At 72.6% G+C, this 25,498-nt stretch carries 21 protein-coding genes; 10 read left to right on the forward strand and 11 right to left on the reverse strand.

Annotation, left to right across the window (positions count from 1 at the left end):
• Nucleotides 1–94: 94 nt before the first annotated feature.
• On the reverse strand, nucleotides 95–1,300 hold the full coding sequence (locus ACE101_RS12035) for an MFS transporter (protein ID WP_379129526.1): 1,206 nt from the start codon (nucleotides 1,298–1,300) through the stop codon (nucleotides 95–97).
• Between the two features lie 104 nt (nucleotides 1,301–1,404).
• Between ACE101_RS12035 and ACE101_RS12040 the strand changes: the two genes are divergently transcribed.
• The gene (locus ACE101_RS12040) at nucleotides 1,405–1,968 is read left to right on the forward strand and encodes a TetR/AcrR family transcriptional regulator (RefSeq protein ID WP_379129529.1); all 564 of its coding nucleotides are present in this window, start codon (nucleotides 1,405–1,407) and stop codon (nucleotides 1,966–1,968) included.
• A 174-nt stretch (nucleotides 1,969–2,142) separates the two neighbouring features.
• Here ACE101_RS12040 and ACE101_RS12045 read toward each other — a convergent pair whose 3' ends face one another.
• Nucleotides 2,143–3,462: a serine hydrolase domain-containing protein gene (locus tag ACE101_RS12045; protein WP_379129531.1), complete on the reverse strand. Its 1,320-nt coding sequence runs from the start codon at nucleotides 3,460–3,462 to the stop codon at nucleotides 2,143–2,145.
• Nucleotides 3,463–4,138: 676 nt separating this feature from the next.
• Between ACE101_RS12045 and ACE101_RS12050 the strand changes: the two genes are divergently transcribed.
• From ACE101_RS12050 to ACE101_RS12090, 9 genes are all read left to right on the forward strand, one after another.
• Complete coding sequence (locus tag ACE101_RS12050; RefSeq protein WP_379129534.1) at nucleotides 4,139–5,398, forward strand: glycosyltransferase; 1,260 nt, start codon at nucleotides 4,139–4,141, stop codon at nucleotides 5,396–5,398.
• Nucleotides 5,399–5,849: 451 nt separating this feature from the next.
• On the forward strand, nucleotides 5,850–7,478 hold the full coding sequence (locus ACE101_RS12055) for an outer membrane protein assembly factor BamB family protein (RefSeq protein WP_379129537.1): 1,629 nt from the start codon (nucleotides 5,850–5,852) through the stop codon (nucleotides 7,476–7,478).
• Entirely contained in the window at nucleotides 7,475–8,011 is a 537-nt protein-coding gene (locus tag ACE101_RS12060) for a c-type cytochrome (protein ID WP_379129539.1), read from the forward strand. The genes ACE101_RS12055 and ACE101_RS12060 overlap by 4 nt, the downstream gene beginning before the upstream one ends.
• Entirely contained in the window at nucleotides 8,012–8,965 is a 954-nt protein-coding gene (gene coxB / locus ACE101_RS12065) for a cytochrome c oxidase subunit II (protein WP_379129542.1), read from the forward strand.
• Nucleotides 8,962–10,872 carry a cytochrome c oxidase subunit I gene (gene ctaD, locus ACE101_RS12070; RefSeq protein WP_379129544.1) on the forward strand — a complete coding sequence of 637 codons (1,911 nt, stop codon included), beginning with the start codon at nucleotides 8,962–8,964 and terminating at the stop codon, nucleotides 10,870–10,872. The genes coxB and ctaD overlap by 4 nt, the downstream gene beginning before the upstream one ends.
• Nucleotides 10,869–11,471, forward strand: coding sequence for a cytochrome c oxidase subunit 3 (locus tag ACE101_RS12075; protein WP_379129547.1), 603 nt, complete (start codon nucleotides 10,869–10,871; stop codon nucleotides 11,469–11,471). Before ctaD ends, ACE101_RS12075 begins: the two co-directional genes overlap by 4 nt.
• Nucleotides 11,468–11,827, forward strand: coding sequence for a hypothetical protein (locus ACE101_RS12080; protein WP_379129550.1), 360 nt, complete (start codon nucleotides 11,468–11,470; stop codon nucleotides 11,825–11,827). Before ACE101_RS12075 ends, ACE101_RS12080 begins: the two co-directional genes overlap by 4 nt.
• Nucleotides 11,815–12,747, forward strand: a complete 933-nt coding sequence (locus ACE101_RS12085) for a cytochrome c oxidase assembly protein (protein ID WP_379129552.1) — start codon at nucleotides 11,815–11,817, stop codon at nucleotides 12,745–12,747. Before ACE101_RS12080 ends, ACE101_RS12085 begins: the two co-directional genes overlap by 13 nt.
• Before the next feature lie 322 nt (nucleotides 12,748–13,069).
• A complete protein-coding gene (locus ACE101_RS12090; RefSeq protein ID WP_379138611.1) occupies nucleotides 13,070–13,384 on the forward strand; it encodes a c-type cytochrome in 315 nt (104 codons plus the stop codon).
• A 4-nt stretch (nucleotides 13,385–13,388) separates the two neighbouring features.
• Here the strand turns inward: ACE101_RS12090 and ACE101_RS12095 are convergent, their stop codons facing one another.
• From ACE101_RS12095 to ACE101_RS12135, 9 genes are all read right to left on the reverse strand, one after another.
• Nucleotides 13,389–14,297: a c-type cytochrome gene (locus ACE101_RS12095; protein WP_379129555.1), complete on the reverse strand. Its 909-nt coding sequence runs from the start codon at nucleotides 14,295–14,297 to the stop codon at nucleotides 13,389–13,391.
• A gap of 146 nt (nucleotides 14,298–14,443) precedes the next feature.
• The gene (locus tag ACE101_RS12100) at nucleotides 14,444–16,738 is read right to left on the reverse strand and encodes an FdhF/YdeP family oxidoreductase (protein ID WP_379129557.1); all 2,295 of its coding nucleotides are present in this window, start codon (nucleotides 16,736–16,738) and stop codon (nucleotides 14,444–14,446) included.
• Between the two features lie 214 nt (nucleotides 16,739–16,952).
• The gene (locus tag ACE101_RS12105) at nucleotides 16,953–18,290 is read right to left on the reverse strand and encodes an NCS2 family permease (RefSeq protein WP_379129560.1); all 1,338 of its coding nucleotides are present in this window, start codon (nucleotides 18,288–18,290) and stop codon (nucleotides 16,953–16,955) included.
• Nucleotides 18,274–21,039, reverse strand: a complete 2,766-nt coding sequence (locus ACE101_RS12110; RefSeq protein WP_379129563.1) for a molybdopterin-dependent oxidoreductase — start codon at nucleotides 21,037–21,039, stop codon at nucleotides 18,274–18,276. The genes ACE101_RS12105 and ACE101_RS12110 overlap by 17 nt, the downstream gene beginning before the upstream one ends.
• A complete protein-coding gene (locus ACE101_RS12115) occupies nucleotides 21,036–21,863 on the reverse strand; it encodes an FAD binding domain-containing protein (protein WP_379129566.1) in 828 nt (275 codons plus the stop codon). The genes ACE101_RS12110 and ACE101_RS12115 overlap by 4 nt, the downstream gene beginning before the upstream one ends.
• A 261-nt stretch (nucleotides 21,864–22,124) precedes the next feature.
• Nucleotides 22,125–23,102 (reverse strand): methyltransferase domain-containing protein, encoded by a 978-nt coding sequence (locus tag ACE101_RS12120; protein WP_379129568.1) that lies wholly within the window; start codon nucleotides 23,100–23,102, stop codon nucleotides 22,125–22,127.
• A complete protein-coding gene (locus ACE101_RS12125) occupies nucleotides 23,099–24,151 on the reverse strand; it encodes a glycosyltransferase family 4 protein (protein WP_379129571.1) in 1,053 nt (350 codons plus the stop codon). The genes ACE101_RS12120 and ACE101_RS12125 overlap by 4 nt, the downstream gene beginning before the upstream one ends.
• A complete protein-coding gene (locus ACE101_RS12130) occupies nucleotides 24,148–24,552 on the reverse strand; it encodes a 6-pyruvoyl trahydropterin synthase family protein (RefSeq protein ID WP_379129574.1) in 405 nt (134 codons plus the stop codon). The genes ACE101_RS12125 and ACE101_RS12130 overlap by 4 nt, the downstream gene beginning before the upstream one ends.
• Nucleotides 24,552–25,472, reverse strand: a complete 921-nt coding sequence (locus ACE101_RS12135; RefSeq protein ID WP_379138614.1) for a zinc-dependent alcohol dehydrogenase — start codon at nucleotides 25,470–25,472, stop codon at nucleotides 24,552–24,554. The genes ACE101_RS12130 and ACE101_RS12135 overlap by 1 nt, the downstream gene beginning before the upstream one ends.
• Nucleotides 25,473–25,498: the final 26 nt, after the last annotated feature.

Genomic DNA, 25,498 nt, shown 5'->3' on the forward strand with positions numbered 1-25,498 from the left:
AGGCGGAATCCGTGTCGGCGCTCAATGGTATACTCATCCAATATACTATCGAGCGGGAGCATGTCGTCCCGCTTCCTCCGGCCGCCCCCTCCGGTCAGCCCGCGGCTGCCGGCCGGGACGACAGGATTCGTCGCGCGAGGAGGCCGGCGGCGCTCATCGCGATGATGACCGCCGCATAGACGTCGGCCGTGGCCGCGTAGCCGATCTCGCGCACGAGGTAGCCGGCGAGGATCGCGGGCAGGCTGAAGGCCAGGTAGCTCTGAAGATAATAGGCCGACAGGAGTTCGGCCCGCTCGGCCGGCTTCGCGAGCGGCATGATGGTCCCCATCGATCCGAGGAAGCTCGTTCCGAAGCCGGCTCCGCCGAGCATCGTCCCGCCGATCAGGACCGGCACGGCCCCGCCATGCATGCCCGCAAGCACGATGACGAGGCCGGACGCCATGGCGAGCGTCCCGACCGTGAGATTGGCCGCGGCGGGCTTGGTCCGCCGCGCGGCGATCGCGACGGCACCGGCCAGCATGAGGACCGACACGACCGCACCGCCCGTCAGCGGCGTCCGGCTCCCCGTCGCGGCGACGACCAGCGCGGGGACGAGGGAGAGATAGAAGCCGCCGAGCATCCAGGTCGCCACGTTGATCGGCGTGACCGCGGCGAGGGGCCGCCTGGCCTGCGGCGGCACCACGATGCGCGGCTTCAGGGAGCGCAGGATCCCGGCCCGGCGCTCGCCGGTCTCGGGCGTCAGCCAGAGGATGGCCGCCTGGGCGGCGAACACGGCCCCCAGCATCGCGTAGACGAGGTGGAGCGGATGCGGTCCGTACTGCACGAGGGCGCTCGTGCCGAGGGCGCCCATCGCCATGCCGAGAAGCGGCGCGAGCGCGTTGACGAGCTGCCCGCGCCCGCGGTCGATGTCGACGAGGGCGGCACCCAGCGAACTCGCCGCGATGCCGGTCGCGAAGCCCTGGACGAGACGCGCCGCGAAGAGCCATCCGGCTCCGTCCGCCGCCGCGAAGAGCGCCATTGCCACCAGCTCCAGCAGGAGGGCTGCGAAGATCACGGGCCGTCGTCCGAGATGATCCGAGACGGAGCCGGCGACGAGCAGCGCCTTCAGGAGCGCCAGGGCATAGACCGCGAACACCGCGGTCGTGAGGACGGGAGAGAGGGCGAAGGTCTCCTGATAGATCCGATACAAGGGGGTTGGAGCGGAGGAGGCGGCGAGAAAGGTGCCGAGGACGACCGCGTGGAAGGAGAGCGCATGGCGGGCCGCGACGGGCGCGCCCCTGGATTCGCCGCCGATGATCATCTAAGCCTCGTAAGGCTAATGCGTTGCGTTAAGCGGATAGCGCCTGAGCGCGACAAAAGCAAATTATTTGCGTTTGCGGCGGGCATGAGCGGCAGGGTTGCGAGATGACCGGGAGGCAGGGTCCGCGTCCGGGCGGACGCAGCGCGCGAGTCCAGGCTTCGGTTCAGGCAGCGGTGCGCGAGCTCCTGGCGAAGACCGATCGTGCGGAGGTCACGGTGCCGCTGATCGCGGCGGCGGCCGGGGTGACGCCGTCCACCATCTACCGGCGATGGGGCAATCTCGGGGAACTCCTGGCCGACGTCGCGGTCGAGCGGCTCCGCCCGGATGCCGAGCCGGTCGACACCGGCAACGGACGGACCGACCTGGAACTGTGGGCGGAGCAATACGCGGACGAGATGTCGTCGGCCCCCGGACGCGCGCTGATCCGGGACGTCCTGGCGGCGGCGGACACGCATTGCGCGCAGCGATGCTGCACGTTCTCCCGCGACCAGATCGCGATTATCGCCGGACGCGCCGCGGCCCGGGGCGAGGATTTTCCGGATCCGGAGGCCGTGCTGGACGGGGTCGTGTCGCCCATCGTCTACCGGATCCTGTTCGGCGACGTGCCGAGCCGCGAGCGGATCCGCGACCTCGTGAGCCGCACGCTGGCGGCCGGCCGGTCGACGTGACGCGCACGGGCCCGGCGCCTCCGGCCCCGCCGGCTTGGGGAGCGTCCGGCCGCGTCATCCGGCCGATGACGAAGGCGGATCGCGCCGGCTTCCGGAGGGCCGGCCAAGCGAGGGCGGCCGGATCTTCGACGGGCGCGGGCGGAGGACCGGGCCGGAGCCCGGCCTCCCCGTGCCTCAATCGGCGATCGCACCGTAGACGAGCTGCTTGATCTCCCGGCGGTAATAGGCGCGGCTCGGCCCCGGGGCCTGGGTCATCATCACGACGGCGAGGTCCTCCTTCGGGTCGACCCAGAAGAAGGTCCCGGCGTAGCCGGCCCACATGAACTCCCCCTTCGAGCCCGGCACCCCGGCGATGCCGGCCTCCTTGCGGACCATGAAGCCGAGGCCGAACGTGTAGCCGGGCACCCCCATCAGGAGCTCGCCGGGCGTGGTCACCGGCCGGATGCGGTCGCCGAGCTGGTCGGCGGTCATCAGCTCGACCGTGGTCCGGCTCAGGACCCGTGCTCCGTCGAGAACCCCGCCGTCGAGCATGGCCTGAGCGAAGCGCAGGTAGTCAGCGGCGGTGCCGTAGCCGCCGGCGCCGCCGGAATCGTTCTTGGGGACCGCCCCGTCGATGAGCCGGTTCGGGGCCCCCGTGGCGGGATCGGTGGGGAGGGGCAGGGCGATCCGGTCCGTCTTGTCGGCCGGAACCGAGAAGCCGGTCTCGGTCATCCTGAGGGGCCGGAACACCCGCTCCTCCAGATAGGCGCCGAGCCGCTGGCCGGATGCCTTCTCCACGACGCGGCCGAGCACGTCGACCGCGAGGCTGTACTGCCAGACCGTGCCGGGCTGGTAGGCGAGCGGCGCGCCCGCGAGGCGGCTGGTGAATTCCTCGGGCGAAAGGTCGGTGGTGTTGTAGTCGAAGTCGGGCTTGTACAGGCCGGCCTTGGCATAGGCCGCCTTCACGGCCGGGTTCGTGGTGATCTCGCCGTAGGCGAAGCCTGCGGTGTGGCGCAGGAGGTCCTGGACGGTCGGGGCCCGCTCGGCCGCCACGAGTTCCACGCCCTGTTCCCCCAGCGCGTTGGGGCGGGGGGCCGCGACCTTCAGGTCCTTGAACTCGGGCAGGTATTTCGAGACCGGATCGGTCAGCTGGATCCGGCCGTCCTCGACCAGCGTCATGGCGCCGACCGAAGCCAGCGGCTTCGTCATGGAATAGATGCGGAAGATCGCGTCCCTGGCGAGGGGCGCGTTCGCGGCCTTGTCGCGGAAGCCGAAGCTCTCCGCGTAGGCGAGCCGGCCGCGGCGGGCGATCATCACGACGGCCCCGGGCAGCCGGCCGGCCGCGACCTCCTCGTCCATGACGCGCTTGATGGTGGCGAGCTTGGCCGATGAGAGCCCGACCTCCTCGGGGCGCGCCGCCGACAGGGTCTCGCCTGCGGCGCGCGGGCGGGGGCCCATATCCGCGAGGGCCACGCTGCTCGCCGTGGCGACGAGCGCCGCTCCGAAGCAGGACATCGCGAACCGGCGGGATATGGGCGCACGCCCTCCCTCGCTCCACCGCATGGCGTCTCTCTCCCGATCTCGTGCCGGACCTCTGGCGTGCCCGTGGCTCGAAGCTACGCCGTCCCCTGCCGGCCCGCCAGTCCGGCTTCGACGGAACGCCTGTCCGAGAGTTCACGGGCACATCCCGATCGGCTTGAGCCTGGGAACGGCTGTGGAGGGTGGTTTCGGATCTCGGTAGCATGGTCGAGCCGGGCGGATGTCGACCCTTGGCTCTCAAGGATGGCCGCGAGCGTGGGTGGCCATGCGGCCGGCGATGCCAGCAAGGCGACCGGCACCTTCGATGAAGGCTGAATTGCTCCGTCGCGCGCACGCGTCGATCCGCGATCCGTTCGCAATCCCAATCATTGTTAATGAAAACCGTTGCTCACGGGCAACAAGTCCAGATTCCGGCTCCGAATCCCCGCAATTGTTGTTTTCGGAAAGCGCTGCCAAGCGGCCGTCTCGCGGTGGGACCGCCCACGGAAGCTTGGCTTATGGGATCTTCTCTCGAACGATCATCTTGCCGCGGTTGGCATTGCGCAGGCCGTCCCGGGCCTGCGGGCGTGAACGGCGCAGCTCCGCAGGGGCGCCGGGCCGGCGCTTGGCGGGCCGTTCCGCACCGTGCTCGCGGCCGTCACGGAGATCGGCGATGACCGCCCGGCGGGAGGGGCGGGTCTACCTCGTGGCCGTGGGAACCCACGGAGACGTCCTTCCCATCATCGCGCTCGGGGTCGCCCTCGCGAAGCGCGGCCTCGCGGTGACGCTTGCGGCTCCGGCGCCGTTCTGTGCGCTCGCAGAGCGCGCCGGACTGGCCTGCCACGCGCTCGGCACGCAGGACGAGTTCTCGGAGGTCGTCCGTGCGGCGCCGCTCTGGCGGCCGATCCGGGGCGCGCGATCGCTGTTCTCCGCCGTCGCCCGCGCCGCCGAGCCCACCTTCCGGTGGCTCGAAGCGAATTGTCGGCCCGGCGTGGACGTCGTCGTGGCGTCGTCGCTCGCGGTCGGCGCCCGCGTGGCGCAGGACCGCCTGGGTCTCTCGGTCGTCACGCTCCACCTCATGCCCATGCTCATCGAGAGCCGGCTCGCCCCGCCGCGCCTGCCGGGCCTGCCGCTCCCCGACATGCTGCCCGCGCGCCTGCGCGCGTGGCTGGGCCGCGGCGCCGACCCGCTGGTGATCGGGCCGGCCGCGCTCCCGGGCCTGAACGCCTTCCGCGGGCGCCTCGGCCTGCCGCCGGTCAGGCGGCTGCGGCACTGGTGGAACAGCCCGCAACGGGTGCTGCTGGCAACGCCCAGCTGGTACGCGGCCCCTCAGCCCGATTGGCCGGAGCAGCTGGTGCAGATCGGCTTCCCCCTCGCCGATCTCTACGGCGACACCGACGGGCTCACCCAGGACGTCGCGGGCTTCCTGGCGGCGGGCACGCCGCCGCTGGTCTTCACCTACGGCTCGGCGATGAGCCAAGCCCGCCGCTTCTTCGCGACGGCGGTGGAGACCTGCCGGCGCACGGGGCGGCGGGGCATCCTTCTCACCGGCCGGCCGGATCAGGTCCCGCCCGACCTGCCGGCCGGCGTGCACCACGCCGCCTATGCCCCGCTGAGCCGTCTCCTGCCCTCCTGTGCGGCGCTGATCCATCACGGCGGCGTCGGCACGGTGGCGCAGGCGCTGGCGGCGGGCTGTCCTCAGCTGATCGTGCCCGTCGCCTTCGACCATGCGGATGAGGGGCGACGCGTCGAGCGACTGGGCGTCGGGGCCACCCTGCGCCGTCGGCGGTTCACGCCGGCCCGGGCCGGCCGTGTCATCGGACGGCTGATGTCGTCGCAATCCGTGGCGAAGGCGTGCTCCGATGTGCGGGCGCGGATGCGGTGCCAGGACGGCATCGCGCGGGGCTGCGACGAGATCGAGCGGATGCTCTGACCCTCCGCCTCTCGACGCCCGTGGGAATCAGCGGTCCTTGCGGCTCGGATCGTCCTTGGGATTGATGTAGTTGAGATCGCGGCGGAGCCTCCGCTCGAGACGCTGCTCCCGCTGCAGGTTCGGACCACTCGGCCACTCAACCTTGGCTGAGTGGCACGATTTCCGTGCTGGCCCACAAGTTAGCTATCGAACGGAGATACCTTCTCTGAAGACCCGCGACGTCGATCGGCTAACCAATGGAATGGCCTACGGCTTTCGGATTCGTACTCGCGCAGCTCAAGCAGCCGGAGCGGCCCGCACAGGGTCGGCTCGTTAACGGAAGAAGACGAGGCGGCATGACCCGCGGCCGCAGCCATTGGTCCGCTCAGCCGTTGGACATCGGTTGTGGTCTCGACGGCGTGAGTGGGTGGCGGTGAATATGAGCCGATGGCGGTCTCGTCTGGGCCTGGGCTTGGGGCTGGCAGTCCTGCCGGCCGTCGCGCAGGAGCCGGATCCGCCCGCCCCGCTTCCGGCATGGTCCTTCCGCACCGGCTCGCCCGGCGGGCATACGGGCGCGCCCCTCGCGGCAGGCGGCCGCCTCTTCGTGCCGACGCCGTTCCCGCACGCGCTCCACGCCCTCGACGCCGCGAGTGGCCGGGTGCTGTGGACCTTCCGGCCGCGGCCCGACCCGATGGCGGAGGGCTACGCCGCCGGCGGGCCGGTGAGCACGGCCCCCGTGGAGGCTGGGGGGCGGCTCTACCTCAACACCCTCGACGGGCACACGCTGGCGCTGGATGCCGCCACCGGCACGGTGATCTGGGACGTGGCGACCGCGCGCGTGGCGGCGGGCGAGACCCTCGCCTCCGCGCCGCTCGTCGCCCGCGGGCGGGTGCTGGTCGGTGGCGGCGGGGACGATTTCGGGGCGCGCGGCTTCATCGCCGCCCTCGACGCCGCCAGCGGGCGCGAGCTGTGGCGCCGTTTCTCGACCGGGCCGGACGCGGAGGTGGGCATCGGGCCGGATTTCCGGGGGCCGGGGGGCGCGGATCTCGGCATCCGCACCTGGCCGCCCGCGGCGTGGCAGCAGGGCGGGGGCGCGGTCTCGGGGCCGCTGCTCTACGACCCCGACGCCGACCTCGTCTTCCACGGCACCGGCCATCCGGCGCCCTGGAACCCCGACCAGCGGCCCGGCGACAACCGCTGGACCTCCGGCCTGTTCGCGCGCGACCTCGATACCGGGGCGGCGCGCTGGTTCGTGCCGCTCAACCCGCACGATCTCTACGCGCTCGGGGGCACGGCTCCGAGCCTCCTCGTCGACCGCGACTGGCAGGGCGCGCCGCGCAAGCTGCTGATCCATCCCGACGCCAACGGCATCCTCTACGTGCTCGACCGGCTCACCGGAGAGATCCTCTCGGCCGAGCCCTTCGCGAGCGTGAACGCCACCACCGGCGTCGATCGCGCGACCGGCGCCCTGAAGCGCGATCCGTCCAAGGCCACGCGGTTCCAGGTGATGGCGCGCAGCGTCTGCCCCGCCTGGATCGGCGCGGCCGGCGGCACGCCCGCCCTCTCGCCCGACGCGGCGCTGATCTACCTGCCGGTGCGCACCCTCTGCATGGATATCGAGGCGCGCAACGCGAGCTACGTGGCCGGCACGGCCTTCGTCGGGGCGAATGTGCGGGTGAAAGCGGCGGCCGGCGTGCCGCGCGGCGCCCTCGTCGCCTGGGACCTCGCCGCGGGCAAGCCCGCCTGGAGCGTGCCGGAGACCTTCCCGCTCGGCGGCGGCGTGCGGGCGATCGACGGCGGGCTCGTCGTCTACGGGACGCTCGACGGCGTGCTCAAGGCGGTGGATGCGCGGAGCGGCCGGCCGGTCTGGCAGCATCGGCTCCCGTCCGGCGTGGTCGGCGACCCGGCCGTGGTCGCCGGGCCGGACGGAAGCCGCCTCCTCGCCGTGCTGGCCGGGCTCGGCGGTCCGCTCGGGCAGGCGGCGCGCGCGGGCATCGACCGGCGCGATGCCACCGCGGCCCGCGGCATGGCGAATGCGCTGCCCGACCTGCCCCGGCCCGAGGAGGAGGGCGGCGTGCTCGCCGTGTTCCGCCTGCCATGAGACGCGCCCTCGTCCTCGGCGTCTGCCTCTGCGCGCTCGCGGGCTGCAAGCGCGAGGAGCGGCAGCTGCGGCTCGATCCCCCGGTCGCCGAGGCGCTCGACGGCTTCGCCCTGATGCCGAACCGCATCGGCGGCGCCCCGCCCGATATTTATCCTGTGCAGGGCGAGCCCTATGCGGCGAACGCCTATAACCTGGGTCAAGGCAAGCGCCTCTACGAAGGGCTCAACTGCAAGGGCTGCCACGCGGATGGCGGCGGCGTCTCCGGCCCGGCCTTCCTGGACGGCTGGTGGCGCTACGGCCCCGACATCGTCTCGATCGTGGCGACCCTGCGCGACGGGCGCCCGAACGGGATGCCCGCCTACAGGGACAGGATGACCCTCGAACAGATCTGGCAGCTCGCCGGCTACGTGCAGACGGTCGGCGCCTACTCGGCCAAGACCGCCGCCCCCAGCCGGTCGGATGCGATGCAGTCCCGCCCGGCCGAGAACCGCGCGCCCGCCGCGTCCGGCGCGCCATCCCCGCCGAGCCGCTAGATGCTCCAGGGCTGGCAATCCGCCCTCGACGCGCACGGTTCGCAGGCCCTGCATCTGCGCGATCTCACCGGCCTGCTGACGCTCGTCTGCGGGCTGGTCTGGGTCGTGGTGGTCGCGGTGCTGATCGGGGCGGTGCTGCGGCGGCGCCCGGGCGCCGGCCTCGTGCCCGAGCCGGACCGGGCGCGCGAGGCGCGCATCGGCCGGGTCGTGGGCGGCGGCGTCATCGCCACCGCCGCGATCATCACCGGGCTCACCGTCGCGAGCTTCCTCACCACCCGCAACCTCGCCGATGCCGATCCCGAGGCGCTGCTGATCCGCGTGCGCGGCTACCAATGGTGGTGGGAGGTCGCCTATCTCGATCCGAGGCCCGACCGCGTGCTGCTCACCGCGAACGAGATCCACGTGCCGGTCGGCCGCCCGGTTCGCCTGCAACTCGTCGGCGCGGACGTGATCCACTCCTTCTGGGTGCCGAGCCTCGCCGGCAAGATGGACATGATCCCGGGGCGCGACAACGAACTCTCCTTCACGGCCGAGCGCCCCGGCACCTATCGCGGCCAATGCGCGGAGTTCTGCGGGTTGCAGCACGCCCATATGGCGGTCCTCGTCGTCGCCGAGCCGCCCGACCGCTTCGCGGCATGGCGCCGGGCCCAGCTCGGCGCGGCGGCGAGCCGGGAGGGCGAGGCGGGGCGCGGGCGCGCGGTCTTCCTGTCGAAGCCCTGCGCGGCCTGCCACACGGTGCGGGGCACGCCCGCCGCCGGCACGCTGGGGCCCGACCTCACCCATGTGGCGAGCCGCCGGACCATCGCGGCGGGCCTGCTCCCGACGACCCCGGGCGCGCTCGCCGCCTGGGTCGCCGACCCGCAGACGATCAAGCCCGGCAGCACCATGCCGATGGTGTCCCTGTCGCCCGAGGAGCTGCGTGCCGTGACGGCCTATCTCGCGAGCCTGCGATGATCCCCGCCGCGACGCCCGACACGCGCGACACGGATCTCGCGCGCGACGCCCTCGAGCGCCAGCTCGACCGGATCTGGCGCACGCCGCAGGGCCTGTGGGGAGCGCTGACCACCGTCGATCACAAGATCATCGGGCGGCGCTACATCGTCACCGCCTTCGTGTTCCTGCTGCTCGGCGGCGTGCTGGCGCTGGCGATGCGCTGGCAGCTCGCGCAGCCGGAGAGCCGCCTCCTCGGGCCGGACCGCTACAACCAAGTCTTCACCATGCACGGCGCGACCATGATGTTCCTGTTCGCCGTGCCGGTGATGGAGGCGATGGGCGTCTTTCTCGTGCCGCTGATGGTCGGCACCCGCAACATCGCCTTCCCGCGGCTCAACGCCTTCTCGTACTGGGTCTATCTCTTCGGCGGCCTGCTGCTCTGGGGCGCCTTCCTGGTCGATATGGGGCCGGATGTCGGCTGGTTCGGCTACGTGCCGCTCTCCGGCCCGCAATACGCTCCCGGCAAGCGGGCCGACATCTGGGCGCAGATGATCACCTTCACGGAGGTCGCGGCCCTCGCCGTCGCGGTCGAGATCGTGGTGACGGTGTTCAAGCAGCGCGCGCCGGGCATGTCCCTCGACCGCATCCCGCTCTTCGTCTGGGGGGCGCTCGTCACCGCCTTCCTGGTGATCATGGCGATGCCGGCGATCATGGTGGCCTCCACCGCCCTCATCCTCGATCGGCTGGTGGGCACGCACTTCTTCAACCCGGCCGAGGGCGGGGACGTGCTGCTGTTCCAGCACCTGTTCTGGTTCTTCGGCCATCCGGAGGTCTACATCATCTTCCTGCCCGCGACCGGGATGGTGTCCTCGATCCTGCCGACCTTCGCGCGCCGGCCGGTCTTCGGCTACCTGCCGCTGGTGCTCGCGCTGATCACGATCGGCATCCTCTCCTTCGGCCTGTGGGTGCACCACATGTTCGCGACCGGGCTGCCGCGGCTCGGCGAGAGCTTCTTCACCGCCTCCTCAATGGCGATCGCGGTGCCGGCGGGCGTGCAGATCTTCTGCTGGCTCGCCACGCTCTGGGACGGGCGGCCGGTCTGGCGCGTGCCGCTCCTGTTCGTCCTGGCCTTCATCGTCACCTTCGTGCTCGGCGGCCTCACCGGCGTGATGGTGGCCTCGGTGCCCTTCGACACGCAGGTGCACGACACCTACTTCGTCGTCGCGCATTTCCACTACGTGCTGATCGGCGGCGCGGTCTTCCCCTTGCTCGGGGCGGTGTATTACTGGTTCCCGAAGATGACCGGCCGGATGATGAGCGAGCGGCTCGGGCGCTGGGTGGTGGGGCTCATCTTCCTCGGCTTCAACCTCGCCTTCTTCCCGATGCACCTGCTCGGCCTCGCCGGCATGCCGCGGCGGGTCTACACCTATCAGGCGGAGATGGGCTGGGGCGCCGCCAACCTGTTCGTCAGCCTCAGCGCCGTGATGCTGGCGGCCGGCTTCCTGCTCTTCGTCGTCGATGCCCTGCGCAGCGCCCGGTGGGGCGAGCCCGCCGGCGACAATCCCTGGGACGCGCCCACCCTCGAATGGGCCACCAGCTCGCCGCCGCCGCCCTACAACTTCGCCCGGATCCCCTTCGTGACCGGGGCGAACCCGCTCTGGCAGGAGCGCGACGGCCTGCCCGTGGTCACGGGCCTCCGGGTCGAGCGGCGCGAACTCATCGTCTCGTCGGTCGGCGACGCGCGGCCCGAGGCGCGCGAGGCCTCGCCGCGCGACTCGATCTGGCCGCTCCTCGCCGCCATCGCCACGAGCGTGATGCTGATCGGGTCGATCGTCTCGCCCTGGGCGGTGGTCTGGGGGTCGGGTCCCGTGGCGGTCACGCTGATCGGCTGGTTCTGGCCCAAGGGCTCGCCGGAGGACGAATCGTGAAGGAGCGCGCGGTCCTCGACGTCTCCCGCCTGCCGCTCCACGGCATGGGTTCGGCGAGCGTGACATGGTGGGGCACCCTCGGCTTCATGCTGCTGGAGGGGACCGGCTTCGCGCTCGTCGTCGCGATCTACCTCTATCTCTACGGGCTCGCCCCGGAATGGCCCCTCGGGGCGCCGCTCCCGGATCTCGGCCCCGGCACCTGGCTCACCGGGATCCTGCTCGCGAGCCTGGTGCCGAACTCCCTCGTCAACCGCTGGGCCGGGCAGGAGGACCTGCGCAAGGTCCGCATCGGCATCCTGATCATGACCGCCTTCGGCATCGCGCCGCTCGTGGTGCGGATCTACGAGTTCCCGGCCCTGCACGTCTGGTGGGACGCCAATGCCTACGGCTCCATCACCTGGGTGATGCTCGGCCTGCACACCACGCACCTGATCACCGACCTCGCCGACACGCTGGTGCTCGCCGCGATCATGTTCTCGCGGCACGGTCGCAACAAGCGCCGCTTCGGCGACGTTCAGGACAATGCGCTCTACTGGACCTTCGTCGTGCTGACCTGGCTGCCGCTCTACGCCTGCCTCTACTGGGTGCCCCGGCTGTGACGGCGCGGGCGGGCCAGCCGCCGCCGGGCCTTCTGGCGCCCGCCGGCTTCGTGGTCGGCCCCGTGCTCTGGGCCGTGACCACGCAGCTCGGCCTGATCCTGCCCGAGGCGACCTGCGGCGCGCCGCTGCGCCTGCCGGCGCTCGCCGCCTTCCCGGCGGCCCTCCTGTCGCTCGCGGCCTCCTGGCTGTCCTGGCGCGCCGCCCGGCCCGGCATCGCGCCCCGGGCCGAGCCTTCGGGCTATCCCGCCGCCTTCCCGTTCGTCGGCCGCGCCGCCGCGCTCGCGGGTCTCGTCTTCGCCTACGCGCTCGCGCTCCAGGGCCTCGCCGCCCTGGTGCTCTCGGGATGCGAGCGGTGAGGGCGCTCGCTCTCCCGGCGGCCGCCGGGGGCACCGCCCTCGCGCTCGCCACCGGCGCCCGGCTGGCGGACGCGTCTCCCCTCGGGCCGCTCTGCGGACCGGCCGGCTCCGCCTGGACCCTCGATGCCTGGGTGACGGTGCCGCTCGCGGTCTCGCTCGCGCTCTACGCGACCGGCGCCCTCCGCCTGCGGGCGCGGGCCGGCCGCGGGCGGGAGCATCTCGGTCGGCGCGTCGCCGCCTTCGGGCTCGGCTGGCTGGCGCTCGCGGGGGCGCTCGTCTCCCCGCTCCACCGCTGGGGCGAGGGGCTGTTCACCGCCCACATGATCGAGCACGAGATCGTCATGGCGGTGGCCGCGCCGCTCCTCGTGCTGGCGCGGCCCTGGCCGGTCCTCCTGTGGGCCCTGCCGCGGGCCGGGCGCCGGCCCACCGCGCGGGCCGTGCGGGCGCGGCTCCCGCGCGCGGCCTGGGCCGTCCTCACGCAGCCCGCCGTCGCGAGCCTCCTCCACGCGGTGGCGATCTGGGCCTGGCACGCGCCGGCGCTGTTCGACGCGGCGGTCCTGAACCTCGCGCTCCATCGGGCGCAGCACCTCGCCTTCCTCGTCACCGCGCTGCTGTTCTGGTGGTCGCTGGTGCGCCGCGACCGGCCCGGGGCGGCGACCGGCACCCTCGCGCTGACCATGCTGCATACGAGCCTGCTCGGGGCGCTCCTGGCGCTCTCGCCGCGCCTCCTCTACCCGGGCCAGACGGCGGGAGCGGGCGCCTGGGGCCTGAGCCCGCTCGAAGACCAGCAGCTCGCCGGGCTCGTCATGTGGATTCCGGCCGGAACCATCTACGCGGCGGCCGCGCTCGCCTTCGCGGCGCATTGGATCCGGCGCTCCGGCGCGACCTGGAAGGGGAGCGATGCGGTCACGCAGGTCTAGAGCCTTGTCCGACGAAGGGGATCCCGGTTCGTCGCAGACAATGCGGCACAATCAAAGGCCGAAAGCAGCACCCGATCGCAGTGGGATCGGGTGCTGCTTGAGCGGCGTGGGCTTCGTCCTGACGCTCCTCGCCCTCGGGGCGGGCGGTGTCCTCGCCCGCGGCGTCGCGCGACGCCCGGCTCCGGCCGTCCCGCCCCCCGGATCCGCCGATCCCCTGCCGGGCCTGCGCTACCGTCCGCCCGTGCCGCTCGGCGTCGCGGCCGGCACCATCGCGCTCCTCATCCTCGCGGGCCTCTATCTCGGCTGGACGGCCTACGCGTCGATGAGCGAAGCCCGCGCCATCGCGGTGGCGCTCACCGGGGGAGATCCGGCGCGGGCACCCGCGCTCATTACCCGCTACGGGTGCGGCGGCTGCCACACCATCCCGGGCGCCCCGGGCGCCGACGGCAAGGTCGCCGCCCCGCTCGACGGCTTGCGCCAGCGCGTCTATCTCGGCGGCGTCCTGCGCAACACCGCCCCGAACCTCGTCGCCTGGATCGTGGACCCGCCCGCCCATGCGCCGCGCACCGCCATGCCGGTCACCGGGATCACGCCGGACGAGGCCCGGGACGTGGCCGCCTACCTCTACGCGCAGTGAGCGCTCACGGCGTCGCGGTCGGCCGCGGCGGCAGCGACGTGACGTAGATCGCGATGGCGCGCCGGTCGCTCTCGGGCAGCGTCGCGGTGTTCGTCACCACGTCCGCCATGGTGGCGCCGACGAAGCGGAAGGCGCGCGTCTCGCCGGTGGTGAGGAGGCGCACGAGTTCGTCCTCCGAGTAGCGCCCGCGGCCCTCCGGCGCGAGGTTCGGTGCGAAGCCGATCCCCTCCGGGTTCGGCCCTCCGGCGAATTTCCGGCTCGCCTTCACCGCGTAGGCGAGGTTGCGGCCCGAATGGCATTCCGCGCAATGCGCCACGGCCTCGACGAGGTAGCGCCCGCGATTCCAGGCCTCGCTCCGCGACGGGTCGGGCACGATCGGGGCACGGTCGAGGAAGAGCCGCTTCCACAGCCCGATCCCGCGCCGGATCGTGAACGGGAAGGGCAGGTCGTGCGGCGGGGGCCGTCCGCTCACCGCCGGCAAGCTGCGCAGATAGGCCATCAGGTCGCGCAGATCGGCCGCATCCATGCGCGCGTAGCTCGGATAGGGCAGGGCCGGGTAGTAATGCTGCCCGCCCGGCGAGACGCCCGACAGGAGCGCGTTCGCGAGGTCGATGCCGCGCCAGCGCCCGATGCCGTCCACGGGGTCCGGCGAGATGTTCGGCGGCCGGAAGGTGCCGAAGGGGGAGGCGAGGGCCTGCCCGCCGCCGAGGCGCAGCCGGTCCGCCTGCCCCGGCGAGGCATGGCAGGAGGCGCAATCCCCCGCCGCGAAGACGAGCCGCCCGCGGGCCGGATCCCCGCCTTCGAGGCTCGCGGCCTGATCCTCCGAGAAGGCCGGGCGCGGTGCCGACAGGATCCAGGCTCCGGCCGCCCCGGCGATGGCGAGACTGAGACCGAGCCCGATCCACGCGCGCATCGTGTCGCCTTACCCCATGCTCGACCGCCTGCGGCGACGGTCCGCGGGAGCAGCGCCCGATCACGGTGCACTCGGGCGCTGCTCCAGGTCTTTGATGCTATCGCATCGTCTGCGACGAACCGGGATCCCCTTCGTCGGACAAGGCTCTAGACGGAAGCGGTTTCGGCGGACGCCATGATGCGAACCGGGACCGCCTTGGCGGCCGGCGTCTTCGACTGCTCATCATGGTGCGAGATCGGGATGAGCGGGTTCATCTCGGGATAATAGGCGCCGAGACATCCGTCCGGCAGCGAGAAGGGGACGACCTTCAGGCCGGACACCGCCCGCGCCACGCCATCCTCCGCGTCGCTCACCAGGGACACGATCTGCCCCTCGTGCAGGTCCGCCCGCTTCATCTCGTCGGGATTGATCAGCAGCACGTCCCGGGTGCCCTCGATGCCGCGCAGGCGGTCGCTGTAGCCGTAGATCGTCGTGTTGAACTGATCGTTCGAGCGCAGCGTCATCAGGCGATACCGGCCCGGCACGTCGCTGAAGCCGGTCGCGCTCATCGTCTTCGGCGCCGTGAACTCCGCCTTGCCGCTCTGCGTCTTCCAGATCCGCTCCCGCGCCGCGTTGCCCCGGTAGAAGCCGCCGGGCGTCCACAGGCGCTCGTTGAAGCCGTGGAACTCCTCCGGATAGGTCTCGGCGATCTGGTCGCGGATCAGGGCGTAGTCGCCCACCCACTCGTCCCACCTGACCTTCGGATTGGCCGGGAGCGTCGCCTTGGCGATGCCGGCCACGATGGCGACCTCGGACTTCAGATGCTCGCTGGCCGGCTCGCGACGGCCCAGGGAGCCGTAGATGCAGCTGAACGTATCCTCGATGCTGACGGCCTGCGGACCGCTCGCCTGCCTGTCCTCTTCGGTCCGGCCGCGGCAGGGAAGGAGGAAGGCCACCTCGCCGTTGACGAGGTGGCTGCGGTTGAGCTTGGTGGCGACCTGCACCGTGAGGCGCATGGCCGTCCAGGCCTTCTCCATCCGGCCGCGCTCGGGGATGGCGCGCACGAAGTTGCCGCCGAGCCCGAAGAAGCTCTTCACCCGGCCCGACAGGATGCCCTCGCAGGTCTCCACCGTGTTCAGGCCCTTGTCGCGGGGCGGTTCGAAGCCGAACTGGGCGGCGAGCTTGTCGAGGGGCACGAGTTCGGGCTTCTCGGAGATGCCGACCGTGCGTTGGCCCTGCACGTTCGAGTGCCCGCGCACGGGCGAGATGCCGGTGCCGTCGCGGCCGATATTGCCCTTGAGCAGCAGCAGGTTGACCAGGCAGACAACGTTCTCGAAGCCGTGCACGTGCTGGGTCAGGCCCATGCCGTAGAAGGCGCAGACCCGGTCCGCCTCGACATAGACCTGGGCGGCGGCCTCGATGTCCTGCCGCCTGAGCCCGGACTGGATCTCGATCTCCTCCCAGGACGTGGCGCGGACCTGGGCCTCGAAGGCCTCCAGGCCGGTCGTGTGCTGCGCGATGAAATCGACGTCGAGCACGCGCTTGCCCTGCGTCTTCGCCGCGTCGTCGGCGGCGAAGACGTGCTTGCACAGGCCCATCAGCACCGCGATGTCGCCACCGGGGCGGACTTGGTGGTACTGCGTGCTGATCCGGGTCTCCTTGCCCGTCAGCATCTCGACCGGGCTCTGCGGGTTGGTGAAGACCTCCAGGCCGCGCTCACGGATCGGGTTGAAGGTGACGATCTTCACGCCGCGCCTGGCCGCCTCCTGCAAGGGGTGCAGGAAGCGGGGCGAGTTCGAGCCGGTGTTCTGGCCGAAGAAGAACATCGCGTCGCAACTGGACAGATCGTCGAACACCACCGTGCCGACGCTCGCGCCGATCACCGTCTTGAGCGCCACGGAGGTGGTCTCGTGGCACATGTTGGACGAATCCGGCAGGTTGTTGTTGCCGTACATCCGTGCGAACAGCGCGTAGAGGTAGGACGTCTCCAGGCTCGCGCGCCCCGACGAGTAGAAGACGACGGATTTCGGATCGAGCAGCCGCAGTTCGGAGCCGATGTCCCGGAAGGCCTCGTCCCAGTCGCAGGGAACGTAGGTGTCCGTCGCCGGATCGTAGCGCATCGGATGGGTGAGGCGCCCCTGCTGCTCCAGATCGTAATCCGTCCACCCGCGCAACTCCGTGACGGTGTGCTTGGCGAAGAAGTCGGGCGTACAGCGGCGGCTCGTCAGCTCCCAGAGGGTCGCCTTGGCGCCGTTCTCGCAGAACTCGAAGGGGTGGTGGTTGGCCGGCTTGGCCCACGAGCACGAGACGCACATGAAGCCCTTGGGCTTGTTCTGGCGGAACAGCGTCTCGGTGGCGAGGGGCGTCGACCATTCCTTGCCGAAGATCCGCGCGATGCCGCGCACCGAGCCCCAGCCGCCGGACGGGCCGTCATAATGGGCCACATTCTCTTCCCTGGGCATACTCGCTCCTCGATCCCGGACCCGGCGGGCACGGTCCGCTTGGAGGAGTAACCTTCGGTGACTGGTTCGGTTCGCCCGCGACATCTGCGTCGGCTTCGCGGACGGTCCGCGCCTGGAGCGGCGGCCGATCACGTTGCAAGCGGGTGCTGCTCCAGGTCTTTGATGTCACCGCCTTTCCTGCGACGAACCGGGATCCACTTCGTCGGACAAGGCTCTAATGCGCCCCGCCTGATTCCACGAACTTGAACAGGAACAGGGCCGCGATCACCCAGACGATCGGCTTCACGTCCCGCGCCCGGCCGGTGAGGAGCTTCAGCGCCGCGTAGGTGATGAAGCCGAAGGCGACGCCGTTGGCGATCGAGTAGGTGAAGGGCATCAGCAGCGCCGTGACGCAGGCCGGGATCACCTCCGTCAGGTCGTCCCAGTCGAGGCCCACGAGGTCGTGGAGCATCAGGCAGGCGACGTAGAACAGGGCCGGCGCGGTGGCGTAGGGCGGCACCGAGCCGGCGAGCGGCGCGAAGAACAGGCAGGCGAGGAACAACACCGCCACGGTCACGGCGGTGAGCCCCGTGCGGCCGCCCTCCTCGACGCCGGACGCGCTCTCCAGATAGGCGGTGGTGCTCGACGTGCCGAGAAGCGAGCCGATGAAGATCGCGCCGCTATCGGCCATCAGGGCCCGGTTGAGCCGGGTCATCTTGCCGTCGACGAGGAGGCCCGCCCGGCTCGCCACGCCCATCAGCGTGCCGGTGGCGTCGAACAGCTCGACCAGGAACAGCACCAGCACCACGTTGAGCAGTCCCGCCGAGAGGGCGCCCGACAGATCGAGGGCGAACAGGGTCGGGGCGATCGAGGGCGGCATCGACACCACGCCCTGGAAGCCGTTGCCCGCGACGAGGAAGCTCAGCACCGTGACGCTGAGGATGCTGGCGAGCAGCGCCCCCTTCACCTTGCGCACCGACAGCACCGCCACCAGGATGAAGCCGAGCACCGCCAGCACCGTGCTCGGCTTGTGCAGGTCGCCCAGCGTCACGAAGGTGGCGGGGCTCGCCGCCACCACGCCCGCGTTCTTCAGCGCGATGATCGCCAGGAACAGCCCGATGCCCACCGTGATGGCGATCCGCATCGAGCGCGGGATGCCCTCGACGATGAGGCTGCGCAGGCCCGTGAGCGTGACGATCAGGAAGCACACGCCCGAGATGAACACCGCGCCCAAAGCGGCCTGCCACGTGTAGCCCATCTGGAGCACGACCACGTAGGCGAAATAGGCGTTGAGCCCCATGCCGGGCGCCATCGCGATCGGGTAATTGGCGAGGAAGGCCATGATCAGCGAGCCGATGGCCGCGACGAGGCAGGTCGCCACGAACACCGCCCCCTTGGGCATCCCGGCATCGGCCAGGATGCTCGGGTTGATGAAGACGATGTAGGCCATCGTCAGGAAGGTGGTGAGGCCGGCGAGCAGCTCCGTGCGCACGGTGGTGCCGTGCGCCTTCAGCGCGAAGAGCCGCTCCAGCAGGCCGTCCGGATGAGCCGCGGCGTCACGCTTCATGTCCATCGGGGAGTCTCTCGGCTTGGTGGGAGGTCTGGCTCGCCGCCATCACGGCGCGGTAGATCCGGTCCGGCGCGAAGGGCGTCTCGGTGAGCCGCGCGCCCGTCGCCGCCCGGATCGCGTTGGCGAGCGCCGGCACCACCGGGTTGTAGGGGCTCTCGCTCATTGATTTCGCGCCGAGCGGGCCGATCCGGTCGTGCGTGTCGGCGAACAGCACCGTGGTGCGGGGCAGGTCGGCGAAGGCCGGGATGTGGTAGGTCCGGAAGGTCGGGGTGACGACCCGGCCGGCCTCGTCGAGGCGCAGAGCCTCGTAGAGCGCCGCGCCGAGCGCCTGGGCGACGCCGCCCTCGATCTGTCCGCGGCACTGCATCGGGTTGATCACCCGGCCCGCATCCGCCGCGTGGACGCTGCGCAGGATCCGGACCTCGCCGGTCTCCGGCCGCACCGCCACCCGGAAGGCCTGGACGTTGAAGGCGACCGAGCGCGGCGTGCCGTCCGCGCGGCCCTGTCCGGAGAGGGGCCCGAGATCGGCGAGCGGCACCGGGCCCGCCGGCGTCTCCACCGCCCCGTCCGCGAGCCGGCAGGCGGCCGGATCGCTGCCGGTGCGGGCGGCGGCGGCCGTCCGGATCGCGTCCGCGAGGGCTTGCGCGGCGCGCAGCACCGCCTGCCCCGCCACCACCGTGCCGGTGCTGCCATAGGCGCCGGTGTCGTGGGGCACCGCGTCGGTATCCGCTTGCCGGATGGCGATGCGGCCGGGCGCGGTGCCGAGCACGGAGGCCGCGATCTGGCCGTGCACCGTGGTGGTGCCGTTGCCGAACTCCGCGGTGCCGACCGCGAGGGCGTAGCGTCCCTCCGCATCCAGGCTCGCCCGCGCATCGGCGAAATGGCCGCGGGGCGGGATCGTGTCGATCATCGCCATCGCCATGCCCTCGCCGACGCGCCAATCCGGCCCCGGCGGCGGCGCGCCGCCCGGCTCCCGCATGGCGGCCTCCGCGAGCGCGAGGCACTGGTCGAGCCCGTAGGAGCCGTACTGCACGTCGTGCGGCTCCAGGCTGGTGGAGACGAGCGGGTCGCCCGGCCGCACGGCGTTGCGGCGGCGCATCTCGTAAGGGTCGATGCCGCAGTCCCGGGCGAGATCGTCCAGGGCCGATTCGAGCGCGAAGATCGTCTGGCTGAGGCCGTAGCCGCGGAAGGCGCCCGCCGGCAGGGTGTGCGTGTAGACGGCGTAGCCGTCGACGCGCTTGTTCGGGCAGCGATAGGCGCTGATCACCTCGTTGCAGCCGTGATGCAGCACGCCGCCCGCGTGGTTGGCATAGGCGCCGGTCTCGGACAGCACGTCGAGGGCGATCGCCGTCAGGGTGCCGTCGCGCCGCGCGCCGAGCTTCACCCGCACCCGCATCGGGTGGCGGGTGGTGGCGCCGACGAACTGCTCGCTACGGGTGAACTCCCACTTCACCGGCCGCCCGAGGCGCAGCACCGCGAGGGCGACCAGATCCTCGGTGAGCATCTCCTGCTTGCCGCCGAAGCCGCCGCCGACCCGTCCGCAGACCACCTGCACGCGCTCGCGGTCGAGCCCGAGCAGGGCGGCGAGGGCGTCGCGCGTGAGGAAGGGCACCTGCGAGCTGGTGCGGATGACGAGCCGGCCATCCGCGTCGAGCCAGCCGGCGGCGCCGTGGGTCTCCAGATGGGCGTGCTGGATCCGCTGCGAGCGGTAGGTGCCCTCGACCACATGGTCGGCCTCGGCGAAGCCGGCCGTGGCGTCGCCGATGCAGCCATGCACCTCGGCCGCGAGGTTGGGATGGGCGTGGAGCGGCGGCGCGTCCTCGCCGGGCCGGTCGCGCCCGTCATGGACGAGGGGGGCATCCCCGTCGAGGGCCCGCTCGGGATCGAGGAGGGCGGGGCGCAGCGCGTAATCCACCGCGAGGGCGCGGATCCCCGCCTCGGCCGCCGCCTCGCTCTCGGCGACCACGGCCGCCACGCGCTGGCCGACGAAGCGCACCACGCGGTCGAGCATCCGGGTGTCGGGCGCGTCGTCCCGCGGGTCCTGATGGCGCCCGGTGGAGAAGCGCGTCCGCGGCACGTCCTCGTGCGTGAGGATCGCGACCACACCCGGCACCGCAAGGGCGGCGCTGCGGTCGATGCCGCGGATCTCCGCATGGGCGTGGGACGAGCGCAGCACCCGGAGGTGCAGCACGCCCGCGAGCGGCAGGTCGAAGGTGTAGCGGGCGCGCCCGCTCACCACGGCCGGGCCGGCCGGGGCGGGGAGGCTGCGGCCGCACGGATCGCCCTCCGGCGTCTCGGCTTCTGCCACGCCCGCGATGGCGTCCGCGATCGCCCGGTAGCCGGTGCAGCGGCAGAGATTGCCCTTGAGCGCCGCGCCGAGATCCTGCTTCTGGCCCTGGTCGAGGGCCGCGGCGGTCATCACCATGCCGGGGGTGCAGAAGCCGCATTGGTAGCCCTGGGCGGCCAGGAAGGCCTCCTGCACCGGATGGAGATCGGCCGGCACCTCCGCGCCGGGCCGGCAGGGGCCCGACAGCCCCTCGATCGTCGTCACGCTGCGCCCTTCGGCCCGGACGGCCGGCACCAGGCAGCTATGGACCGGCTCGCCGTCGAGATGGATCGTGCAGGCGCCGCAATCGCCCGCGTCGCAGCCCTTCTTCACGCCGAACCAGCCGAGGTCGCGCAGGAGCGTGCGCAGGCACTGGCCGGGGCGGGGCTCCGCGCTCTGGTCGAGCCCGTTCACCGTGAGGATCATGGGCCCGGGTCTCCGTCGAGGGCGCGCCGGATCTCCTCGGCGAGGAGGTGGGTCACGTGGCGGCGCCAGTCGGGCGCGCCGTGGACGTCGTCGTAGTAGAGGTCGTTCGGGATCGCCGCCGCGAGCCGTGCCGCGAGCGTGGCGGCGTCCGGCAGGGTGGGCCAGGCGAGCCGCACCGGCCGGCGGGTCGCGGCCGTCACGGTGAGCGCGGCGCTCCCGTCGGGATCGCGCGTGCCGATCAGGAGCGCGCCCGAGCGGCCGTTGGGGCTGAGCGAGATGCGCCGAAAGGCCGGGCGCCGCCGCAGGGCCGCTGCCGGCAGGTCGATCCGGCGCAGCACCTCGCCGGGCGCCAGCGCCGTCTCCTGCGGCCCGCGCACGAAATCGATCACCGGCAGCCGCCGCTCGCCGCCGTCCTGCCGCCAGATCAGGCAAGTCCCGTCGAGGGCGGCGGCGAGCGCGATCAGCGGGCCGGCGGGGAGCGCCATGCACAGGTTGCCGCCCACCGTCGCCGTGTTCCAGATCTTGAAGGAGCCGAGGAGTGCCCGGCAGCACTGGCCGATCAGCGGCGCCGCGGTCCAGCCGGCCGGACACTCGACCCGGTCGAGCTGCGCGATGGTGCAGGTGGCGGCGATCCGCAGGCCGTCCGCGTCGATCTCGACGGGTGCCCAGCCGAGGCGCGAGAGGTCCTGAAGCCGGGCGAGTCCGGGCTGCGGCTCGGAAAACAGCCAAGTCCCGCCCGCGAGCCACGCGTCCCCCTCCCGCCACGCGGCCAGATCCTCCCGGCTGCGGGGCGTCAGCACGGCCGTGATCGTGTCGAGGTCCATCCCGTCTCCCGATCCGCGTCGGTGCTCAGGCCGACGCAAGATTTCGTCCAACCGCCACGCTGGGTCGATCCGCCGCGATCATGGCCCGGCCCGCCGGCCACGGCGAGAGGGGAATGCGGGGCTGGCGTCGGTCGGAGGGGGCGTGACGGCGCGGGATCGGCTGACCGGAACCCGTCCCGTCACCCGGGTCTCGGGTCCGTTCGTGGGTCGGCAGAGGCCAACGACGACAATGATGCGTGAAGCTTCCTGAAGAGCTGTGGCTCACGGCCCGCTGTGGGACGACCGCGCCCTCTCATACGGTTTCCGGATGATCGCTTCGCGATGCGGAAACCGGCCTCGCTGAGGCGCCGCGCGGGCTCGTGATACGGTTTCCGAAAGTGATCGTCCGGAAACCGTATCATCCCGCGGTAGGGCGAGGAGATCGGCATGCCCGATCACCGCGGCGCAGCCCGGGGCCGCGCGCGCCGTCCGCCATGCCTCCACCTGTCCCTCCGGGGCGAGCCCCGTCGCGCGAACGGCGGCCGCCTTGCCCTCCGCCAGCGCGTCGAGGAGGGGACCGGCAACGATCCGCCAGGGGCTCTCCGCCCGCGTGGTCGCGTAGCCCGACCGGGCGAAGGCGCGGTCCAGGATGTCGGTCGCCCGCGGTCCCGCGGCCGGGCCGAAGCCCTTGTCGCGGGCCTGATGCGCGAGGAAGGCGGCCTGGAGCGCCGCATCGGCCGGATGCGGCGGCGTCCAGGCCTCGCGGCCGTCATAGGTCAGTGCGGTGTAGAAGGCCGCGCCGGCCGCCGCCACCGCCCGCGAGGCCGCCGCGATCCAGTCTTCCGAGACGAGATCGAACAGGGCCGCCGCCGTGACGAGATCCGGCAGAGCGGCCGGATCCAGGGGCAGGCCGGCGGCGAGGTCGTGCACCCGGCACCGCACCCGCAGCACGCGCCCGTCCCGCCGCAGGACCAGATCGTCCCCGTCTCCGGCCGCGTGGTCGGCCCAGTCCGCGAGGGCCGCGCGGGCGGCGGTGAGGAGCGCCGGGTCGTGATCGACGAGGCACCAATGCTGCTCCGCCGGCAGGTGCGGGGCGAGGGCGCGCAGGTTCGAGCCCGTGCCGCAGCCGAGATCGACCACGCGGAGCGGCCCGGGCCGCTCCGCGAGGGCGCGGCCGAGGGCGGCCATCAGGCCGGGGTCGCGCGCGGCGTGGTCGGCCGGCTCGCGCAGGGCGAGCCAGGCGGCGCTAAATCCCGTCACGGGCGCGCCTCCCGCAGGCAGCGCGCGATGGTCTGCGCGGTGTCGGCCCAGCGCGGCAGGCGCCGGCCTGCCGCCCAGGACGCGTCCGCCGCGGCGCGGCGCGCCCGCGGATCGGCGATGAGCGGGTGCAGCGCCGTCCGCAGGGCGCCGACATCCCCCGGCGGCACCTTGGCGGCGGCGGCATCCGGCACCGTGTCGGCCGCAGCACCACCCGTGCTCGCCACGAGGGGCAGGCCCCGGGCCAAGCCCTCGGTCAGCGCCATGCCGTAGCCCTCGAAGAGCGAGGCCGAGACGAGGACGTCCGTCTCCGTGTAGAGCCGATCCAGTTCCGCGCGCGTCACCGCCCCGATGAGCCGCACGCGCTCGCCGAGCGCCCGCTCGGCCACGGTCCGCCGCAACGCCGCGGCGCAGGCCGGGTCGCGGTCGAGGGCGCCCGCGATGGTCAGGCGCCAGTCGAGGTTGCCGAGGCCGGCGAGGGCCTCCACCAGCAGGTGATGGGCCTTGCGCGGGATCACCGTGCCGACCGAGAGCAGGGACACGGTCCCGGTGGTCCGGACGGGCACCCGCGCGGCGGGCGCCGTGCCGGGCTCCGCCACCACGATCGCCTGCGCCGCCACGCCGAAGTCCCGCATCAGGAGCGCGCGGGTGAAGGGGCTCGTCGCGACGATGCGATGCGCCAGGGCGAGGGCGGCGCGCTCGCTCGCCACGAGGGCTTCGGCCCGTGCCGGGGCGAGGCCGGCCTCGAGGCCGAGCGGATGATGCACCAGGGCGACGAGCGGCCGCTCCCCCGCCGCCCGGATCACCGGGGCGGGGAGGGCGCCGTAGGCGAGTCCGTCCACCAGGAGCGCGGCCCCGGCGGGCAGCCGCGCGAAGGCGGCCTCCGTCACCGCCAGATCCTCCGCCGAGGGCTCCGGGAAGGAGCCGGGCAGGGGCAGATGCGTCACCCGCAGCGGCCCGGCCGACCATTCCGCGAGCACGTGGCGGGCATAGGCGTAGCCGCCGGTCGGGGTGGCGAGATCGCCGGGGATCGCGAAGACGGCATCGGTCACGGGGCGAGCGGTCCCTCGAACCACGCGCGGGCCACGTGCGATTCGTGCAGGGTGACGCGCAGGCGCGACACGCCCTCGCCGCCCGGCCCGAGATCGCCCGCCCGCACGGCCTCCGCCATCGCCCGGTGGATGTGGCCGCACAGGAACTCGGTGGTGGTGTTGCGGCCCGCGAAGTCCGGCACCGTGTCGAGGTTGCGGTAGTTGAGCGGCGCCAGGATGCGCTCGAGCGCCTCGGTGGCCCGCCCGATATCGACCACGACCCCGTCCGGCGTCAGCGTCTCGCGGAAGAACGCCACGTCCACCACGAAGGTCGCGCCGTGCAGCGCCTGGGCGGGGCCGAACAGGTCGCCCCGGAAGCTGTGGGCGATCATCACGTGGTCGCGGACTTCGACGGCGTACATCAGGGCTCCTCAGGGGCGTAGCGGATGGCGGTGCAGAGGCCGGGCGCGCCGCGGCCGAGCAGGCGCGGCAGGGCGGCCGGGAGATCCGCGAAGGCGATCTCCTCGGTGATCAGGGCGTCGAGGCGGGGATCGCGCAGGAGGTCGAGGGCCTTGAGCAGGCGGCGGCGGTGGCTCCAGCGCGGGCGTCGCTCGGGCGGCAACTGCCCCACCTGGCTCGACACCAGATGCAGGCGGCGCGGGTGGAAGGCGCCCCCGAGCGGCACCGGCACGGGGCCGCTGCCGTGCCAGCTCAGCTCGACCACGCGCGCCTCCTCGCCCGCGAGCGCGAGCGCCGACGCCAGCCCTTCGGCGCTGCCGCTCGCGTGGATGACGACGTCCGACGCCCCCTCCGCCCCGGGTCGGTTGCGGAACGGCACGCCGAGCGCGGCGGCCGGCGCGGCGCGGGCCTCGTCGGGATCGATCAGGCAGACCTCGGCCCCGGGCAGGCCTGCGGCGAGATAGGCCGCGAGCAGGCCGACCACGCCGCCGCCGACCACCGCGATCCGGTCGCCCGGTCCGGCTCCCGAATCCCAGATCCCGTTGAGGGCCGTCTCCATGTTGGCGGCCAGCACGGCGCGCCGCGGCGGCACGCCAGCGGGCAGGGGACACAGCGCCTCCGGCAAAGCCGCGAAGGCCTCCTCGTGCGGGTGCAGGGCGAAGACCAGCTTTCCGTCCCCCGCGATGCGCCCGACCGCGCAGTAGCCATACTTGACCGGAAACGGGAAATCGCCCTCTTGGGCGGGGGCGCGCATCCGCTCGCGGATCGGCTCCGGCACCCGTCCCTCGAAGACGAGGCGCTCGGTGCCGCGGCTGAGCGCACTCCACAGGGTGCGGACCCGGACCTCGCCGGGGCGAAGAGGGAGCAATGTCTGGCGTCGCAACTCCGCCCGGCCGGGCGCCGTGTACC

This window comes from Methylobacterium carpenticola (assembly GCF_042748905.1).
Taxonomy (GTDB): domain Bacteria; phylum Pseudomonadota; class Alphaproteobacteria; order Rhizobiales; family Beijerinckiaceae; genus Methylobacterium; species Methylobacterium carpenticola.

Coding starts and splice junctions, on each gene's coding strand:
- ACE101_RS12110 (WP_379129563.1), bottom strand. CDS start 21,039: ATGATCCTCACGGTGAACGGGCTCGACCAGAGCGCGGAGCCCCGCCCC.
- ACE101_RS12040 (WP_379129529.1), top strand. CDS start 1,405: ATGACCGGGAGGCAGGGTCCGCGTCCGGGCGGACGCAGCGCGCGAGTC.
- coxB (WP_379129542.1), top strand. CDS start 8,012: ATGCTCCAGGGCTGGCAATCCGCCCTCGACGCGCACGGTTCGCAGGCC.
- ACE101_RS12115 (WP_379129566.1), bottom strand. CDS start 21,863: ATGGACCTCGACACGATCACGGCCGTGCTGACGCCCCGCAGCCGGGAG.
- ACE101_RS12060 (WP_379129539.1), top strand. CDS start 7,475: ATGAGACGCGCCCTCGTCCTCGGCGTCTGCCTCTGCGCGCTCGCGGGC.
- ACE101_RS12130 (WP_379129574.1), bottom strand. CDS start 24,552: ATGTACGCCGTCGAAGTCCGCGACCACGTGATGATCGCCCACAGCTTC.
- ACE101_RS12100 (WP_379129557.1), bottom strand. CDS start 16,738: ATGCCCAGGGAAGAGAATGTGGCCCATTATGACGGCCCGTCCGGCGGC.
- ACE101_RS12035 (WP_379129526.1), bottom strand. CDS start 1,300: ATGATCATCGGCGGCGAATCCAGGGGCGCGCCCGTCGCGGCCCGCCAT.
- ACE101_RS12095 (WP_379129555.1), bottom strand. CDS start 14,297: ATGCGCGCGTGGATCGGGCTCGGTCTCAGTCTCGCCATCGCCGGGGCG.
- ctaD (WP_379129544.1), top strand. CDS start 8,962: ATGATCCCCGCCGCGACGCCCGACACGCGCGACACGGATCTCGCGCGC.
- ACE101_RS12090 (WP_379138611.1), top strand. CDS start 13,070: ATGAGCGAAGCCCGCGCCATCGCGGTGGCGCTCACCGGGGGAGATCCG.
- ACE101_RS12105 (WP_379129560.1), bottom strand. CDS start 18,290: ATGGACATGAAGCGTGACGCCGCGGCTCATCCGGACGGCCTGCTGGAG.
- ACE101_RS12085 (WP_379129552.1), top strand. CDS start 11,815: ATGCGAGCGGTGAGGGCGCTCGCTCTCCCGGCGGCCGCCGGGGGCACC.
- ACE101_RS12050 (WP_379129534.1), top strand. CDS start 4,139: ATGACCGCCCGGCGGGAGGGGCGGGTCTACCTCGTGGCCGTGGGAACC.
- ACE101_RS12045 (WP_379129531.1), bottom strand. CDS start 3,462: ATGTCCTGCTTCGGAGCGGCGCTCGTCGCCACGGCGAGCAGCGTGGCC.